Below are 18,194 nucleotides of genomic sequence, written 5' to 3'. Positions count from 1 at the left end.
AGAGCTGTACATGAGAATCCTATGGATTGTGCCCTATCTGCCGTGGCCGACCACCAGCGGCGGCAAGACCCGGCAGTATCATTTGCTGCGCACCTTGAGTGAGCGCGGGCATCGCATCACGCTGCTGGCGCAATCGAAGACACCGGCCGATGACGCGGTGCACGCAGCCCTTGAACCGTTGCTCGAACGCCTGATCGTGGTGCCGCGCCGGCCGCTGAAACACCCGATGACCCTGCTCGCGGGCGTATTCGCACCGTGGCCGCTGTTGACCACGGTCAATGGCCTGTCGGCACCGTTGCAAGCCCAATTTGCGCAACTGTTGAACGAGCGCTGGGACGTGATTCAAGTGGAACACAGCTACAGCCTGCAACCGTTTCTGCGCACCTTGCAGCAGCGCCAGCGCGAGTTTGTGCTGACCGAGCACAACCTGGAGTCAAGCCTGGGTGGCGCCACTTATGACCGTTTCCCCAAGTGGGCTGCGCCGTTCGTGCAGTACGACCAATGGCGCTGCCGGCAATGGGAGCGCAAGGCGTTCGATGCCGCCGCCCATGTGATCGCGGTGACCGACGCAGACGCCCAGGCCATGCGGCCGTTGACTGCAACGCCGGTAAGCGTGGTAGTCAATGGCGTCGACAGCCGTGCCTTCGCCCAGGTCAGTGCCGATGCGCAGAGCCAGCGTTTGTTGTTTGTCGGCAATTACGAATACGCACCGAACCTGGACGCTGTGCAGTGGTTGCTTGAGGAGATATTCCCCCGGGTCTGGCTGCAGTGTCCGAACGCGCGCCTGGCAGTGGCCGGTTACGGCTTGCCCGAACACTGGCGCGACCGTTGGCCGGATGAACGTGTCGAGTGGCTGGGGTTTGTTCCTGATCTGTGCGCCCTGCAACGGCGCTGCGCCGGTTTTGTCGCCGCGTTGCGCCATGGCGGCGGCTCCAAGCTCAAGGTGCTGGAGGCAATGGCCGCCGGCTTGCCGCTGGTCAGCACGGCCCAGGGTGTTTCCGGTTTGGCGGTGCAACCCCAGGCGCATTACCTCGCGGGCGAAAGCGCCGAGGCCCTGGCCGATGCCATCGTGCGTTTGCTGGATCAGCCGCTGCTGGCCCGGCAACTGGCCGATGCGGCACGCGATTATGCGCGGCATTACCACGACTGGGCGGTGGCCGGTGACGAACTGGAGCACATCTACCGCACCTTGATCGCCTCTAAGGAGTCTCAGCCATGCGCGTAGCCCTGGACTATCGCCCCGCCACGGTTGCGCCCTCGTCGGGCATCGCCCGCCAGGTCCTGGCGCTGGAAGATGCCCTGCGCGCGCGGGGCAACACCGAGGTGGTGCTGTTCACTGAGGCGCCCCTGGACCACCCGCAACGCCAGAACGCCATTTGCCCACCGTGGGCCAGCCCGCTGGATGGCCTGCAACGGCCGCAGGTACGCTTGCGGTTCGAGCGCAAATTTTTGCCCAGAGCCTTGCACGAGCAACAGATCGACCTGCACATCGCCACGGCCAATATGGGCTTGCCGCTGTGCCGCAAACCCGCCGGCACCCGTTATATCCTGGTGCTGCATGACCTGTTTCAGCTGACTCAGCGTAACTTCCATCGCTCCAGGCTCAAGGCCCTGGCCTATCGCTTGATCGACGGCGCCTCGATTGCCTGGTCGGTGTGGCAGGCTGACCGGGTGTGGTGCCCTTCGCAGTTTTCCTGCAACGAAGCCGCCCGCGTATTCCCCTGGGCCCGGGCCAAGTTCCGGGTGTTGAGCAACCTGGTGCCCGAATTGAATGCAGCGCCAGAACCGCTGCCAGACAACCTGCCGGCGCGTTACTGGCTGGTGGTGGGCACGCGGGAGCCGCGCAAGAACATGGCATTTTTCCTGCGCCAATGGCAGGCCTGCCGTGCGGCGAACCCTGAGGTGCCGGACCTGGTGCTGGTGGGCCATGCCAGCGATGTACCGTCCGCCCTTGGCGAACTGCCGGGCCTGCATTGGTGCAGCGGTTTATCCGACGGCCAACTGCAAGCCCTCTACCGTCATACCGACTGCCTATGGCAGCCGTCTTATGCCGAAGGCTTTGGCCTGCCGGTGGTGGAAGCCTTGAGTGTCGGCACGCCGGTGGCGGTGGCACGCGGTTCCGCCCTGGATGAAGTCGCGCCGCCCGGCGCCCCGCGCTTCGACCCACACGATGCCAGGCAATTGCAGAACGTCATGCAGCAACTGGCAACCGCGGGCGACAAGGCAGACGCCGAAACGCAGCGCGCCTGGGCCCGGCAATTTGCCGAACCGGCCTATCGCTCGCGCCTGGATACTTTGCTCAAGGAATTGGACCGCTAATGCTGCCAGGAAAACTCATCAGTCTGCTCCTGGGCCTGGTCTTCGGCATTTTGCTGTTGGCCCTGTCGCCGATCAAGGCCTTGCTGGTCGTGGCCGGCGCGGGTGTGGCCTTGACCCTGATCCGCTTTCCCCTGTGGGGCTTGCTGATTTTCGCGGTGTTGGCCACCAGCATTCCCTACACCACGTTGGAACTGGGGATCCGCACCACCATCAGCGAAGCCGTGTTGGGGCTGACCTGGGTCGGGGTGTTCTGGCAATCGTTTATCGGCAAGACCCGCGGCTTGATCCTGTGGCGTCCGACCGAGCGCGCGCTGATGTGGCTGATGCTGTTCAGCACTATTCCGTTTATCTGGGGCATGGTCATCATCCATGCCGAAGGCAACGGACCGGTGAACTGGGTACGCTGGCTGATGAACCTGTCGTTGCTGTTTATCGTGCCGTTGCTGCTGCGCACCGACGCCGACCGCGACAAGGTGGTGGTCGCCCTGCTGCTGGGCAACCTGGCGATGCTGTTGCTGTCGATTTTCATGTTTTTGAAAACGCGCAACGCCATGTCGATGATCGAGGTGCTTACCGACCTCAAGTACGCCCACCCGGAAGCGGTGAAGGATATTTTTTCCGCCAACTACACGCGCATGGCCTCGCCCTGGGTGCACCCAAACCTGACGGGTGGCGTGCTGGTGCTGTTTATCCCCCTGGCGCTGTTCTACGGCTGGACCCGCAGCGGCTGGCGCCGGGCGCTGGGCCTGGCGGTGGCGGTGCTGGGTTGCGCCGGCCTGCTGCTGAGTATTTCCCGTGGCGCCATCGTGGCCCTGGCGCTGGTGCTGATCTGGCTGACCTATAAGCGCGTACCTAACAGCGGGCGCATCATCGGTATCGGCGTGGCGTTTGGGGTTGCGCTGGTGATGTTCTATCCGCCGTTGCAGGAGCGCTTGCTGACTATCTTTTCGTCCACCAACGCCAGTACCGAAATCCGCTTCGACGAGTACGCAAGATTCCCCGAGGCCATGTCGACATACCCCCTGGGGATCGGCTTCAAGATCGACCCACCCGTACCCGGCACCAACCTGTTGGGCATCTCCAACCTGTGGCTGAACTTCATCTACAAGGTCGGCATTCCGGGGATGCTGTTGTTTATCACCGTCACGGTGTTGTGGTGGCGTGAAGTGCGGCCGCTGGGCCAGGTGCGCAAGGTCACCGCCGACAACGCCCTGTGGCTGGGGTGTATCTGCGGCGTGATGGCAGCGCTGTTGACGGGGATTTTCGACCACTATTTCAGCTTCACCTTTGTACTGATCGCGCTGTTCTGGCTGTTGATGGGCATGAGCCTGCAACAGGTGCGTCTGCGCCCCTCCATTACCGCCCCTGTTGCTGCTATTGCGCCAAAGGATAACCAACCATGAAACACCGGATGATTCACTCCACCGATTTGCGCGATCGCCTCCCCACACTGGCCGCTGAACTGGGCGTGAGCCTGCCGGACCTGGAAGAGGCGCTGGACTGGTGCCTGGCCAACGATGTGGTGTTTGAAGAGGGCGAAGGCGACAACAAGCGCTTCTGGATAAACTCCATCGACCTGGAACCCGCCCTTGAGCACCCGGTGGCCCGCCTTTTGTTCCGCCGTATGAAACAGGACCTGCCGGGCAAGCTGTTGCCGCGCTATGGCAAAAACTGGGCAACGATCAAGGATCGCTGGCGCAACGCCTGGGACATGGCCTACAACATTTTGATCAACAAGATCCCCAGCCACCATGTGCGCATTGCCTGGCTGCGCCTGGGCGGCGCGAAGATCGGCAAGGGCACAAGCTTGTGGCGTAACACCGAAGTGTTGGGCATCCACAATTTGAGAGTCGGTGACGATACGGTGATCGGTTGGCATTGCCAGGTAGACGCCCGCGCCGGGCTGGTGATCGGCAACCACGTGGCGATTGCCTCCCACGTGCTGATCATCGCCGGCAGTCATGATTTGCAGGCACCGGAGTTCTGGTCGATTTCCGGGCCGATCTACATCGACGACTATGTGTGGATCGGCAGCCGGGCGTTGATCGGCTACGGCACGCACCTGGGTCATGGTTCGGTGATCAGCGCCAATACCGTGGTGGCCAAGGCTGTGGCCCCCTACAAAATCATTGGCGGTTCCGGGGCCAAAATCATGGGCGAACGTTGCCATGATCTGAACTACAAGGTGGGTGGCAAAGGCCTGTTCACCCTGTTCCACTGATGTTCGGCAGCACGCTCTGGCTGACCGTCGCGACCCTCGCCGGGCTGGTCGCCGGTTTTGCCCGCGAATGGCTGCTGGTGGCGGCCTGGGGCGCGGGCAGCCGCAGCGACGGGTTTCTGGTGGCGGTGTTTTTGCCCGAAGCGTTGCGCATGACCCTGGCCGCCGGCTTGCTTGCGGCGGCTGCCCTGCCCCTCTATCAACAACGCGACCCACAACGCCAGCAAGCCTGGCTGGCCAGTCTTTCCCCACGCCTGCTGGGAGTAGGCCTGGCCCTGTTTGCCATATTGGCGCTGGGCGCGCCGCTGTGGGTGCGCCTGATCGGCCCCGGCCTGGACGCCGAGGCCCATGCCGAAGCCGCCGCTAACTTGCGCTGGCTGGCGGCCTGTGCGCCGGGCCTGGTGATGCATGGGTTGTTCAGTATTCCCTTGCAGGCACGCCAGCGTTTTGTGCTGCCGGGGCTGGGCTCTTTGCTGTTCAACCTGCCGCCGGTGCTGTACCTGTTTATCCGTGGCAGCGCAAGCGACAGCGGCGAACTGGCCATGAGCTTTTTTGCCGGCAGTGTATTGATGTGCCTGCCACTGCTGGCGCCGGTCTGGTCTTTCGGCTGGCGGCCGTGGCAAGTCACTGGCGACAAGCTGGCGGGCCGCGAACTGTTGGGGCGCATCGGGCCATTGTTGGCCAGCAATGTCGCCAGCCAGGGTTTGGCGCTGCTCGAACGCTTGATCGCCAGTTACCTGGGGGAAGGTGCCGTCACGTGGGTCAACCTTGCACGCAAACTGATCAATCTGCCCTTGATCGCCCTGATGAGCCTCAACCAGGTACTGCTGGGCATGATGAGCGGCGAACAAGGCCAGCAGCGCCTGGCCCTGCTGCGCCGAGGCCTGGATGCTGCGACCCTGCTCAGCCTGCCGGCCGCCCTCGGCCTGATCGGCGCCAGCCCGGTGCTGATTCATCTGCTGATGCCCGCCCAAAGCGCCGACAGCCCACTGCCCGCCCTGCTGGCCTGGTTCGCGACGCCATTGGTGTTCGGCGCCTGGAACGCTATGCTCGCCCGCTACGCCTATGCCAGCGGCGACACGCGCCTGCCCTTGCGCTGCGAATTGCTGGGCAGCGGGGTCAACGCTTTGCTGTTGGTGCTGCTGCCGTACTTTCTGGGTTTGCCGGGTATCGCCCTGGCGGCGTTGGGCGGGGTTATCGTCACCAATCTGCTGCTGATGCAGCGCCAGCAATTGCTTGGGCAACTGGGCTGGCCGCTGCAATGGGGGCTGAGTGCGGTTTTACTGGGTTTTGCAGCCGTGATATTGCACCCGCTGCACAATGATGGGTGGCAACTGGGCTTGAGTACCGTGACGGCGGCCCTGGTATTGGGAGGGTTGGCTGGGTGGTTCAAGCCGTGGAAACAGTGAACTGGAGCCACCACCGCAATGGCCTGCGCAGGAGCTGGCAAGCCAGCTCCTGCACGGACTCAGTCATCCAGCTGTTGAGGCGCAGCCGGCTTGGTTGCCTTACCCGCTTTGGTAGCGTTCTTGCCAGGCGCAGGCGCCGGTTCTGGCACAACCGGAGCAGCCGCTTCTTTCTCGGCCATCGGCATCTGGTCGATGGCGCTGAAAAATTCCTTCAGGTCGAGGGTATCCGGCGGTACGGTCTTCTCCAGTTTCTTCTCGCCATCCTTGCCGATCAGGATCACCTTGGTGCCGCTGCCGACGCCGAGCTTGAGGGCACGGATCAGCGCGTTGGTTTCAGGCGGCGTGAGCTTTTTGCTGTCCTTTGGGTCCTTGGCGAACTTCTCCCCTTCGGCGCCAATGCTACCGAACTTGACGGTGTAGAACACCATGCTGCGCTCTTCGAAGGACTGCTTGGTGGCAGCCTCTTCCAGTTGTTTCTTCAGCGTTGCCAGTGTCGGGTTTCCAGCATCAAGCTCCACGACCACCAGCGGGCGCGTCTTGCCCAACTCCTGCTTGAGCGGATTATCATCAGCGGCCAACAACGGCCCCGTAAAAGCCATCAAGGTAGCCAGGGTCAGCGACCGGATGAGCATGCGCACCTCCTTTGAATTCCATGCAGGGTTCTTGAGTTTCATGTCTGCGACAGTCAAATTCAAGGATGATTCCTACATCACGTTGAGAAGAGTAGGTCAGGACACCCGCTACGCAAGGGCTTGGAGAGTGGCCAGGTCATTGTTTCTTCCGGTTACGAGACCTTCCACTGCGGCCAATGCCGGGCAAAAACCGGGGCCACGACAGGGTCGGCGTCTACCCGCTCCAGGCTCTGTGCAAAGCCCGGCGCCAGGTTGCCGAGCACCTCGCGCGCGTCATCCCAGCGCGACACCGCCGCCGCCATGATGCCCAGTGCATTTGGCACGTTGCCCGGGGTAAACAGCTGGTCGGCAAACTGATCGGCAAACACGATCCAGGCCTGGTGCAGGTAGCGCCGTGTGCCGCTGACCAGTTGCGCTTGCTGCGCCTCATCGGCATTACCCAACCAGCGTTGCGGGTAGTCGATGATGCCGATCGCCGAATAGCAATTGGCGGCGATGTACAGCAAGCCGCGCAGGATCTGCGCACGATCGCCGGCCAGCAACTCGGCCTTGGGGTACTCCAGGCCCAGGTGGATCAGGATAGCGGCGCTTTCGGTCAACACTTGGCCATTGGGGGTGACCAGGGTGGGGATCTGCTTGAGTGGATTGATACGTGCAAGAGCGTCACTGCCCTCGCCGTCCTGCCAGGAGCTGGCGTCCACGCGATGCCACGGCACGGCGCAGCGCTGCAGGGCGATTTCGATCATGCAGGAACCGGATTCGTCGGTGCCATAAAGTGTGTACATGGGCGTTGCCTCCTGAGCGATGAGCGATAGGGACAGTGTGGTCCATTGCCTAGAATAGCCCCATCTGCCCGCCCACCAGGGTACCGAAGTCATCATTCACAAACGGCAGGATCGCGTCGGCAACGGGCTGCAATTGCCGGGTCACATAGTGGTCGTAGTCGACGGGCGCTTGCCGCACTTCCAAGGGTTCGGGGCCGTTGACGCTGATCACGTAGCTGATCCAGCCACCGCGCTGGTACTGGCGCGGGCGCCCCAGGCGGTCGTTGTACTCGTCGGCCAAACGTGCCGCGCGCACATGGGGCGGGACGTTGCGTTCGTAGTCATGCAAGGGCCGGCGCAGGCGCTTGCGGTAGATCAGCAACTCGTCGAATTCGCCGCTCAGGGTACGGCGCACGTAGTCGCGTATGTAGTCCTGATGGGGCTGGCGATGGAAGATGCGCCGGTAGAGTTCCTGCTGAAATTGCCGGGCCAGAGGCGACCAATCGCTGCGCACGGTTTCCAGGCCTTTGTAGACCATCTCTTCGCTGCCATCGTCGCGCACCACCAAACCGGCGTAGCGCTTCTTGCTGCCCTCCTCCGCGCCACGGATGGTCGGCATCAGGAAGCGGCTGAAGTGGGTTTCGTATTGCAGCTCCAAAGCACTTTGCAGGCCGTACTCGGTGCTCAGGTGGGCGCGCCACCAATCATTGACGTGCTGCACCAGCGCCAGGCCGATGCGATTGGCATCCTGCGGAGAATGGGCGCTGCCGAGCCAGACGAAGGTGGAGTCGGTGTCGCCGTAGATCACTTCATAACCCTGGGCCTCCACCAGCTCGCGGGTCTGGCGCATGATCTGGTGCCCCCGCAGGGTGATCGACGACGCCAACCGCGTATCGAAAAACCGACAGCCACTGGAGCCGAGCACGCCGTAGAAGGCATTCATGATGATTTTCAAGGCTTGGGACAGCGGCGCGTTGTGCTCGCGCTTGGCCTCTTCACGGCCTTCGGATACGCGAGTGACGATGGACGGCAGGCAGTGCCGGGTGCGGGAGAAACGTGCGCCGCGAAAGCCCTCTACCGAGTCGCTGTCGTCGGGATGCTTGAGGCCTTCGATCAAGCCCACCGGGTCGATCAGGAAGCTGCGGATGATCGATGGGTAAAGGCTTTTGTAGTCCAGCACCAGCACCGATTCGTAGAGGCCCGGGCGTGAGTCCATGACAAACCCGCCAGGGCTGGCCTGGGGCGGTTTGTCGCCCAGGTTCGGCGCGACGAAACCCTGGCGATGCATCAACGGCAGGTACAAGTGGGTGAAGGCGGCGACCGAACCGCCGTTACGATCGGCCGGCAAGCCAGTGACGCTGGCACGCTCCAGCAAGAACTTGAGTAACTCGGTCTTTTCAAAAATCCGTGTGACCAGCTCACAGTCCTTGAGGTTGTAGCGCGCCAAGGCGGGCTTGTCCTCGGCGAACATGCGGTTGATTTCGTCCATGCGCTGGTACGGGGTGGAAATGTCCTTGCCTTCGCCGAGCAGGGTTTGTGCGACGTTTTCCAGGCTGAAGGATTCAAAGCTCCAGGTCGCCGAGCGCAGCGCTTCGATCCCGTCGATGATCAAGCGCCCCGCCGCTGCCGCGAAGTAGTGATTGCGGCTGCCGTGCTCGCGCCAGGTCATGGCTTCACCGCCACGCCCCAACAACAGCGGCACGTTCAGGCGTTGGGCGTGCTCATGCAGGACGCGCAGGTCGAACTGCACCACATTCCAGCCGATGATCGCATCGGGATCAAAGGTGGCCAGCCATTGGTTGAGGCGTTCGAGCAGTTGCGCACGGGTGTCGCAGTAGTCGAGCTTGAAGTCCACGGCATCGGTTTTGTTTGGCGGGCCGAGCATATACACCTGGCGCTCGCCGCAGCCTTCCAGCGCGATGGAATACAGATCGCCCTGGGCGGTGGTTTCGATGTCCAGGGACACCAACTTCAAGCGCGGGCGGTAGTCGGGCGCGGGCTTCATCTGCGCGTCGAGCACGGTGCCGTTCGCGTCGGGCGTGCCGCCGAACCATACGGGGGCAGTGATAAAACGCTCCATCATGTAACGCTCGGGCGGTCGCACGTCGCCTTCGTAGACATCGACCCCGGCGCTGCGCAGGCGCTTTTCGATGTCCATCAATTGGCGGTGCTGGCGGGCATAGAGGCCCAGGACCGGGCGATGGTGGAAGTCGCACAGTTGCAGCGCACGCAACTCCAGATCGCGCTCGCCCTTGAGCAGCCAATCGAGCGGCTTGCGATGGACTTCGGGGATGAACATCACCGAGGTTTGCACGGGTAGGCGAATACACCGAGGCCCGTGGTCGGTGGCCAGCCAGAAACTGACCTCCGTGCCTAACGGGGTATCGCGCCAATGCCGGGTCAGGACAAAACCCTGCTGTAAATCCACCGTACCGCACCTCAGGAATCGCTTTCAGGGCGTGATTCTACTCGGCATCTGTACAAACGCGGCAGGTTAACGCGCACGCAGAGCGCAATCGCATAAATTTGTTGCAGGACATTAATAACAATCACTATCATTTGCGTCGGAGTCGTATCCGCGCAGTGAGGAAGCGCAACGTCGCTGCCCCCTTCCTCATAAGTTAGCCGTCTGGATCGACCATGCCCCTCTGCAATCTTTTCGCTGCGCCATTTCGCCCGACCCTGCTCGCCCTTTGTTGCTCCGTGAGCCTTGCTGCACAGGCGGCAACCCCAGCGGCCTCAGACAACGTATTGGAACTGGGCGCCACCAACATCAATGTCCAAGCCCTGGCGCCCACAGCGCTGCCCCCTGAGTTTGCAGGTGGCCAGGTTGCACGCGGCGGCCAATTGGGTGTGCTGGGCAACCAGGACATCATGGATGTGCCCTTCAGCATGTCCTCCTACACCGAAAAGCTGATTCGCGACCAGCAGGCGGAAACCGTCGGCGACGTGTTGCTCAATGACTCTTCTGTGCGCCAGGCCTCAGGGTATGCGAACCAGTCCCAGACGTTCATGATTCGTGGCTTGCCGTTGAATGGTGACGACATTTCCTATAACGGTTTGTACGGCGTCCTACCCCGCCAGATCATCTCCACCGATGCCCTGGAGCGAGTGGAAGTGTTCAAGGGCCCCAATGCTTTCATCAATGGCGTCACGCCCACCGGTTCGGGTATTGGTGGCGGTGTGAACCTGCAACCCAAGCGTGCCGATGATGTTCCGCTGCGCCGTTTCAGCACTGATATCAGCAGCGATGGTCGGGTTGGCGAACACTTGGACATTGGCCAGCGCTTCGGCGAAGACAACCGGTTTGGCGCACGGGTCAACCTGTCCCAGCGCGAAGGCGATACCGGCATTGACGATGAAAACCAGCGTTCGAAGCTGTTTGCCGTCGGCCTTGATTACCGCGGCGATGCTTTGCGGCTGTCCGGTGATTTTGTGTATCAGAAGCAGCGTATCAACGGTGGGCGTAACTCGGTGTTCCTTGGCACCATCACCCAGGTGCCGGATGCGCCGTCGGCAGACACCAACTACGCGCCAAGCTGGAGCAGTACCAACCTTGAAGACACCTTGGGGATGCTGCGCGCCGAATATGACCTGAGTGAAAACTGGACCGCCTACGCGGCAGCCGGTGCCAAGCACAGCCGTGAAATGGGGCGCTACTCGTCGGTGACCTTGAGCGATAATCTCGGCAATGCCAGCGCCAGCGGCTCGACTATCGCCCACGAAGAAAACAATACCAGTGCCATGGGTGGCCTCAATGGCAAGTTCCACACCGGCCCGGTGAGCCATCGGCTCAACTTCGGCCTGGCAGGCATCTGGACCGAGGCGCGCAACGCCTATGTATTCGCCAGCGCAAAAACCCCGACCAATATCTACAACCCCGTGACCGGCGCGCCGCCGGCCCTCAACAGCCCACGCAATACCCCAGGTACCGACTTCAGCGATCCGACCATCACCGACAAGACATTCGTGCGTAGCGTCGCGGTATCAGACACCTTGGGGTTCTTCGATGACCGCCTGTTAGTGACCGTTGGTGCACGTCGCCAGCAGATGGTGGTGCAGAGTTACAACTACATGAGCGGTACCCGCACCGCCAACTATGACGAATCGATCACCACACCGGTCTACGGCATTGTGTTCAAACCGTGGGAGCACGTATCTCTGTATGCCAACCGCATTGAAGGCCTGGCTCAGGGCCCGACGTCGCCGCTCAAATCAGGCAACCTGACGGTCATCGGTGGCGGGCAAGCTTATGCGCCTGCCCGGTCCAAGCAGATCGAAGCGGGTGTCAAAGTGGACATGGGCACCTATGGCGCGACCCTGGGTGTATATCGTATCGAGCAGCCCGGCGCGGGTTATGCCGAGGCCATCGACGCCACCACCGCCCGCTACGTGCGGGAAGGTCAGCAGATCAACAAGGGCGTCGAGCTCAACGTATTCGGCGAACCGGTCAGCGGCCTGCGCTTGCTGGGCGGGGTGACCCTGATGAAGACCGAACTCAAGGGCACCCTCAACGGCGCCAATGACGGCAACCGTGCCATTGGCGTACCGTCATTCCAGCTCAACGCCGGGGTGGATTGGGATGTGCCCGGCCTGCAAGGCGTAAGCCTCAGCGGGCGTATGCTGCGCACCGGCGGGCAGTACGCCGACGCGGCCAACAACCTGAGCCTGCCGGCCTGGAACCGCTTCGACGTGGGTGCGCGCTACACCTTCGCCGTGGACAAGCGCGAGGTGACATTGGGTGCCACGGTGGAGAACGTGGCCAACGAGAAGTATTGGGAGTCGGCCCAGGGTGGATTTCTGAGCCAGGGTGATCCGCGGGTGGCGAAGTTGTCGGCGACGATTGATTTCTAACCTCCCTGAGTGGCCAGCGCATCTTAATGAGGAGAATGCGCTGGCAATATCAAATGGCTATATAGGAAGATAGCACGACTCAAGAAAAGGATTTCGCGCATGTCGTTCGTCCCCCGCCGTCTGGCCCTGACTATTTCGTTGATTGTTTCCGGCGCCTCGCTTTCTCCTGCCAGCCATGCTCAAGTATTCATCGATACCCCAACCAATACCCCGCTCACCGTGGGCAGTGGCTATTTTTACAATCCCAGTTTGTGGGTGACCAAGAACGGCAGCATCACCACCCATACGACCGCCGTCAGCGTTCGCCAAAACCTGCCTGATTGGCAACGCAATGTCTTCATTCAAAATGACGGCTCGATCAGTGCCGATAAATTAGACGCGATCAGCCTGGGCGCTGCGACCGATGTGCGCATCGACAACACCGGGGTAATCTCGGGCGCCAGGCACGCAATCTCAGGCGAACAACTCAATTTACTGAGCAATAATGGCACGCTTACCGGACGTGACGGCGCTGGAGTCTCGATAACGGGTGATGCCATGGTTTACAACGACGGCACGATCACTGGCGGACGAGAGGGGAGCCTGGAGAATATCGATGGCGATGGCCTACGCGTAGGCGGCATTGCCCACATCGAAAACTCTGGCGTTATCCGGGCATTGGGCGCCAGTGGAGCGGACAATAATGGCCGAGCCAACACCAGCGATGGGGTATCGATTGGCAGCGGCTACCTGTTCAACGGCGGCAGTTTTGATCCTTCCACAGGCATTCCACGTACCGGCTCAATCACAGGTGACAACAATGGCCTCTTAGTAAGTAATGGCCATGATGGGGCGGCAACCGGCGCAACGGAGCTTAGAAATTTCGTCGACCTGCGTGGGCTTGATGGCTATGGCGCGCGTTTTATCGGTAATTTCGACGACCGGGTATTCAACGGTGCCCTGATCAGCGGGGGTAATGGTGTAGCCCTGGACATGGGAGGCGGCAACGACACCTTGACGCTGTACCCCGGCGCCCGTTTTGAGGGGTTAGTTGACGGCGGCGCAGGGCATAACACCATGATTCTGGAGGGCTACCAATATTATCCTTCAGATACGCGTGAACCCGACGGGACGGTCGAGGCAACGCGCAATTTCGACTTGCTACAAGTGCGTCGCGGCTACTGGCTGCTCAATGGTCGCGGCGATTTCAGCGAAGGCGCGCGCCTCTCTGCCAATGGTCACTTAAACAACCAGGGCAATATCGCTGGTGACGCGATCGTCGACCAAGGCGCGACTTACCGGGGCCGAGGCTCAGTCAACAATCTTACCGTCAGCGGGAGGTTGATCACGGATACCGTTGTCGGCGCTCCTCAGGTCAACGGCAACCTGATCATGAAGCCAGGCTCTACATTCGAGTTCGCTACTTATCCCGACGGCAGTGCTGCGACAACCCATGTGGCCGGCAATGCCAGCCTCAACGGTGCCTATTTGTGGCCGCAGCCGGGTTACTCGATGGAGTATCCCTGGCACAGCACGTACACCGTCCTACAAGCAGGCAGCATCACGGGTACCTTTGATGAATCCAACCTGCGCAGCTACTACGCGTTCCTGTCGCCAACACTCAGCTACGAAAATAGCCGCGTGAACCTGAGCTACACACGCAACGATGTCGAGTTCATCGATTACGCCCGTACTCGCAACGCCGCCCGCGCAGTCAACAGCATCGAGTCCATCAAGTGGAGCCACTGGAGCAACTGGGATGGCTCTTTCCCTCCGCCGTCCATGATGCCCAACCCCAACCCGCTCTACGACGCGCTGCTGGCCACCTCGGAGACCACGGCCAGCGCCGCGCTCGAGGCCCTGGCAGGCAGCGGCAACGCCAACCTCGCCAGTGCCACGCTGGCGGCCAGCAGCCAAGTGGGCACGTCCATGCTGTCGGCCATGCGCCAGATGAGCAGCAGTTCAAGCTTGCTCGTCGGGCTTGAGCCGGCGCAAACACCTGAGCTGGCCGCAACTGGCATCCCCAGCAGTGCGCGCAACTTGAATGATCCAAACGCGCGAGGCCGCGTGTGGCTGCAAGGTATCGGCAGCTACGGCAAGCTTGATGGTCAACACGGCAATGCGTCTTCACAGCAACGCACACAAGGCAGTCTGCTGGGTATTGACTGGTCCTTGCCGCCTCTCTGGCGCCTGGGTGTACTGGGCGGCTATTCGAAGACCGATATGGACAGCCACAACGTCGATAATTCATTACGCAGCTGGCACGCGGGGGCATATGCCGTACGCCAGGATGGCCCACTGGCGTTGCGCCTGGGGGCCGCGTACAGCCAACACAGAGGTAACAACAAGCGCACAGTGGAGTTCGCAGGTTTCAGCGAGCGCCCCAAGGGTGATTACGATGCCGATAGCCAGCAAGCCTTTGCCGAGCTGGGTTACATGCTGGGTAACGGCCGATTGAATATCGAACCCTTCGCCAACCTCGGCTATCAGCGCTATCACCGCGACAGCTATCGCGAGAAAGGCGGCGATGCTTCTCTCAAGGTGGACGCGCAAACCCAGGACAATGTCAGCAGTACCTTCGGGGTGCGCCTGGCTCATCTCAGCCAACTGGACAATGGCATCAGCCTGACGCCGCAAGCCAGCTTCGGCTGGCGGCACCTCTATGGCAATGTCGACAGCAAGACTCGGCAGGCTTTTTTGATTGGCGGCGACGCGTTCAATATTGACGGTAGCGCACTGGACCGCGACAGCTTGATGGTTGAAGTGGGGTTGGCGGTGGGTTTGTCTGCGCAGCAGAACGTGAGTGTCGGCTACAACGGTGAGTTGGGCAGCAATAGCCGCAATCATGCGGTGGTGGGCCAGTGGCAGATGAGTTTTTAAAAACGCCTGCAGCAATCGATTGCACGCTGCCGGGAAGCTGCCGTGAAGACGGGCATCGGCCATGATGCCCGTTCGGGTCAGGCTGGGCTCAGGTAGCTTTCGATATTGCGCATCTGCTCATCCCAACCACGGGAGTTCATCTTGAACGCCTTCTGGCGCCGTGCCTCGGGAACCTGGTCGAAACCGGATTCGACAACCCGCAGCAGGATGCCGGGGGCGTGATCCTCGATGGTGAACTCCACCAGAGTCGGTGTTTCGTTGTCGTAGTCGATGCCCTCCTCTACCGCGAAGGGGTGCCACCAGAAAGAGAACAGGGTTTGCGGCAGGACGCGTTCGATCCTGGCCTTCCAGACCACATGTTCGTAGCCTGGGTAAGTAATTGGCGCTTCGATGGTTTGCCCGGCTACAAAGGTTTTGCCCTTGAGCGCGATACCGAACCAGCTGCCAAATTGCTCGGCATCCGTGAGAGCCTCCCAAACTTGTTTACGCGATGCATTGAGCAGGACTTTGCGTTCGATTCGATCTAATACGTGCATGAGTCACCTCCTTCTTTGAACAGTAGGCGACATCGACCAATGCGCAACCTTGCGTTGTGCGCGATGATGATGACCCCCTCCTTGACCTGGCCATAGGTTATGACTGACCCATTGAATGGAAGTTGCTTGTGCAAAGGTGTGCGCTATCAGGTGGACAGCCTGGACATGCCCATCAGCCACTGCCATTGCGACAGCTGTCGCAAGGCACACGCAGCTGCGTTTGTTGCCACTGCCGGGGTGATGCGCGAGCATTTTCGCTGGACGCACGGTGAAGAGCTTTTGGCATCCTTTGAATCCTCGCCGGGGAAACTCCGACGCTTCTGCTCGCGCTGCGGCTCACATCTGATTGCCGAACGGGGGCATCAGCCCCACGTGATCGTGCGGGTGGCGACGCTGGACGATGATCCCGGCGTCAGGCCCACCTCGCATATCTGGATGGCCCATGAGGTGCCATGGCTGGCCTATGAAGGCTTAGAGCGCTGGGACGAGTGGCAGGCCTGAGTCAGACGCGTGGGTCGCCTGGCGCTTTGGCTGGCGTCGCATACTGCGGCTTGAGATGACCTTCCTGGTCAAGCAACCAGGCATCCATGATCTGCCGCACAACCGGCCCAGCCACACGGCCTCCGGCCTCACCGTTTTCAATCATGACGGAAATCACGATTTTCGGATGTTCGGCCGGCGCAAAACCGACGAACAAGGCGTTATCGCGATGACGCTCCAGCGTCTTGTTGCGGTTGTAGCGCTCACCCTGCTTGATCGCCACTACCTGGGCGGTGCCGCTCTTGCCGGCGATGCGGTATTGGGCGCCTTGCGCTGCCGCCCGGGCGATACCGCGTGGGTCGTGCATCACCAATTGCATACCATGGTTGACCTGCTCCCAATCACGCGGGTCTTTTAAGACCACGTTGGGCATCGGGTTCTCATCCACCGGAGGCACGCCGTTGATGGTCTTGGCCAGGTGCGGACGGTTCCAGATGCCTTTATTGGCGATCAATGCAGTGGCTTGGGCCAGTTGCAGTGGTGTCACTTGCATATAGCCCTGGCCGATGCCAAGGATGACGGTTTCGCCTGGGAACCAGGGCTGGCGACGGGTCGCACGCTTCCAGGCCTGAGAGGGCATCAGACCTGCGGACTCTTCGAACATGTCCAGGGACACCTTCTGACCAAGGCCGAACTCGGCGAGGTAGTCGTGCAGGCGATCGATGCCTAGCTTGTGGGCCAGGTCGTAGAAGTAAGTGTCGTTGGAACGCATGATGGCGGCGTCCATGTCTACCCAACCGTCGCCACTGTGGTTCCAATTGCGGTATTTGTGGTCAAAGTCCGGCAACTGGTAATAGCCAGGGTCAAACACCCGGGTTTGCGGGGTGACAACGCCACTGTCGAGACCCGCGATAGCCACTTCCGGCTTAATGGTTGAACCCGGCGCATAGAGCCCACGTAGCACGCGGTTGAACAGCGGCCGATCAATGGAATCGTGCAGCGCGGCGTATTCCTTGAAGCTGATGCCGGTGACGAACAGGTTCGGATCGAAACTCGGTTTGCTGACCATGGCCAGTACTTCACCGGTTTGCGGATCCAGGGCCACCACCGAACCACGCCGGTCGCCCAGGGCTTCTTCCGCGGCTTCCTGAAGCTTGACGTCGAGGCTCAGGACGATGTTTTTGCCAGGGATCGGATCGGTGTGCTTGAGCACGCGTAGTACGCGCCCCTGGGCGTTGGTCTCGACCTCTTCATAACCGACATGGCCGTGCAACTCGGCCTCGTAAAAACGCTCGATCCCGGTTTTACCGATGGATTGGGTACCGCGGTACTCCACGGAATCAAGGGTCTTGGATTCTTTCTCATTGATGCGGCCGACGTAGCCGATGGAGTGGGCAAAGTGCGCACCCAGCGGGTAGTGGCGGACAAACTGGGGCTCGACGTCTACCCCTGGAAGACGGAACTCGTTGACGGCCAAAACGGCGATCTGTTCTTCGTTCAACTCATAGAACAGCGTGACCGGAACAAACGGGTGACGAGCCTGCTTAAGCGCCTTATCGAACATCGCTCGGTCTTCGGCAGGCAGATGCAGCAGATTGACGAGCGCGTCCAGCTCACCCTTAAGGTCGGTGGTGCGTTCACGGGTGATGGTCAGGTTGTAACTCGGACGGTTGTCGGCCAGGACTACACCATTACGGTCATAGATCAAGCCGCGAGTTGGCGTGATCGGCAGTACGTGAACCCGATTGTTTTCCGAGATCGTGGAGTGGTAGTCGTACTGCACCACTTGCAGAAAATACATACGCCCCACCAGGGCACAGGTGATGCCTACCACCAGCAGTGCACAGGCCAGCAAGCGCTTGTTGACCAGGCGGTTTTCTTTTTCGTGATCTTTGATAGGTATCGGCTCAGGCATTTCTACAGCATCTCGTTGGAAAATGGCGACGCCGCCTCCTGCGGGTAACGATCAGTCCTTGTGAAAATGTGCTGCACCATACCAAAAATGCAGAAACACTTTGCATTGATTTCCCCAACGGCACGTTATTTAAGCGAGAGTCCCAGAGGCAGCCGGCTTTTCGACCGCCCAAAACAAAACCCCTGTTTGCGTTAGCAAACAGGGGTTT

Annotated in this window: 13 protein-coding genes; 8 read left to right on the top strand and 5 right to left on the bottom strand. The window is 60.9% G+C overall.

Translation table 11 applies throughout. From position 1 onward, the window contains the following. Positions 1 to 10: 10 nt before the first annotated feature. Genes E4O97_RS25485 through E4O97_RS25465 form a run of 5 tightly spaced genes read left to right on the top strand, consistent with a single transcriptional unit; the run spans position 11 to position 5,946 of the window. Positions 11 to 1,225, top strand: a complete 1,215-nt coding sequence (locus E4O97_RS25485) for a glycosyltransferase family 4 protein (RefSeq protein WP_216091006.1) — start codon at positions 11 to 13, stop codon at positions 1,223 to 1,225. Then, a complete protein-coding gene (locus tag E4O97_RS25480; protein ID WP_078820818.1) occupies positions 1,216 to 2,319 on the top strand; it encodes a glycosyltransferase family 1 protein in 1,104 nt (367 codons plus the stop codon). The genes E4O97_RS25485 and E4O97_RS25480 overlap by 10 nt, the downstream gene beginning before the upstream one ends. Further along, entirely contained in the window at positions 2,319 to 3,722 is a 1,404-nt protein-coding gene (locus E4O97_RS25475; protein ID WP_005786790.1) for an O-antigen ligase family protein, read from the top strand. The genes E4O97_RS25480 and E4O97_RS25475 overlap by 1 nt, the downstream gene beginning before the upstream one ends. After that, positions 3,719 to 4,540: an acyltransferase gene (locus tag E4O97_RS25470; protein ID WP_005786788.1), complete on the top strand. Its 822-nt coding sequence runs from the start codon at positions 3,719 to 3,721 to the stop codon at positions 4,538 to 4,540. Before E4O97_RS25475 ends, E4O97_RS25470 begins: the two co-directional genes overlap by 4 nt. Next, positions 4,540 to 5,946, top strand: coding sequence for a lipid II flippase MurJ (locus tag E4O97_RS25465; protein ID WP_248162606.1), 1,407 nt, complete (start codon positions 4,540 to 4,542; stop codon positions 5,944 to 5,946). Before E4O97_RS25470 ends, E4O97_RS25465 begins: the two co-directional genes overlap by 1 nt. Positions 5,947 to 6,005: 59 nt before the next feature. Here E4O97_RS25465 and E4O97_RS25460 read toward each other — a convergent pair whose 3' ends face one another. From E4O97_RS25460 to E4O97_RS25450, 3 genes are all read right to left on the bottom strand, one after another. Beyond that, entirely contained in the window at positions 6,006 to 6,578 is a 573-nt protein-coding gene (locus tag E4O97_RS25460) for a DUF4174 domain-containing protein (protein WP_032876911.1), read from the bottom strand. 152 nt (positions 6,579 to 6,730) lie between these two features. Next, positions 6,731 to 7,363, bottom strand: a complete 633-nt coding sequence (locus E4O97_RS25455; protein ID WP_078820816.1) for a glutathione S-transferase — start codon at positions 7,361 to 7,363, stop codon at positions 6,731 to 6,733. A 49-nt stretch (positions 7,364 to 7,412) separates the two neighbouring features. Continuing rightward, positions 7,413 to 9,770: a DNA polymerase II gene (locus E4O97_RS25450; RefSeq protein ID WP_248162603.1), complete on the bottom strand. Its 2,358-nt coding sequence runs from the start codon at positions 9,768 to 9,770 to the stop codon at positions 7,413 to 7,415. 212 nt (positions 9,771 to 9,982) lie between these two features. On the opposite strand from E4O97_RS25450, the gene E4O97_RS25445 reads away from it, so the two are divergent. Both E4O97_RS25445 and E4O97_RS25440 read left to right on the top strand, forming a co-directional pair. Continuing rightward, a complete protein-coding gene (locus E4O97_RS25445) occupies positions 9,983 to 12,196 on the top strand; it encodes a TonB-dependent siderophore receptor (RefSeq protein ID WP_248162600.1) in 2,214 nt (737 codons plus the stop codon). A 99-nt stretch (positions 12,197 to 12,295) separates the two neighbouring features. Then, positions 12,296 to 15,055 carry an autotransporter outer membrane beta-barrel domain-containing protein gene (locus E4O97_RS25440; RefSeq protein WP_248162598.1) on the top strand — a complete coding sequence of 920 codons (2,760 nt, stop codon included), beginning with the start codon at positions 12,296 to 12,298 and terminating at the stop codon, positions 15,053 to 15,055. Between the two features lie 77 nt (positions 15,056 to 15,132). Here the strand turns inward: E4O97_RS25440 and E4O97_RS25435 are convergent, their stop codons facing one another. After that, entirely contained in the window at positions 15,133 to 15,591 is a 459-nt protein-coding gene (locus E4O97_RS25435) for an SRPBCC family protein (protein ID WP_248089568.1), read from the bottom strand. Positions 15,592 to 15,690: 99 nt separating this feature from the next. Here E4O97_RS25435 and E4O97_RS25430 point away from each other — a divergent pair, with 99 nt between their 5' ends. Next, positions 15,691 to 16,092, top strand: coding sequence for a GFA family protein (locus E4O97_RS25430; RefSeq protein ID WP_103735413.1), 402 nt, complete (start codon positions 15,691 to 15,693; stop codon positions 16,090 to 16,092). Position 16,093: 1 nt separating this feature from the next. Here the strand turns inward: E4O97_RS25430 and mrdA are convergent, their stop codons facing one another. Further along, on the bottom strand, positions 16,094 to 17,986 hold the full coding sequence (gene mrdA, locus E4O97_RS25425; protein ID WP_078820812.1) for a penicillin-binding protein 2: 1,893 nt from the start codon (positions 17,984 to 17,986) through the stop codon (positions 16,094 to 16,096). Positions 17,987 to 18,194 lie beyond the last annotated feature (208 nt).

This window comes from Pseudomonas sp. W15Feb34 (assembly GCF_023127765.1).
In the GTDB taxonomy this organism is placed as follows: Bacteria; Pseudomonadota; Gammaproteobacteria; order Pseudomonadales; family Pseudomonadaceae; genus Aquipseudomonas; species Aquipseudomonas synxantha_A.
The sequence above is the reverse complement of the archived record's forward strand: the minus strand, read 5'-3'. Positions and strand labels throughout refer to the sequence as shown.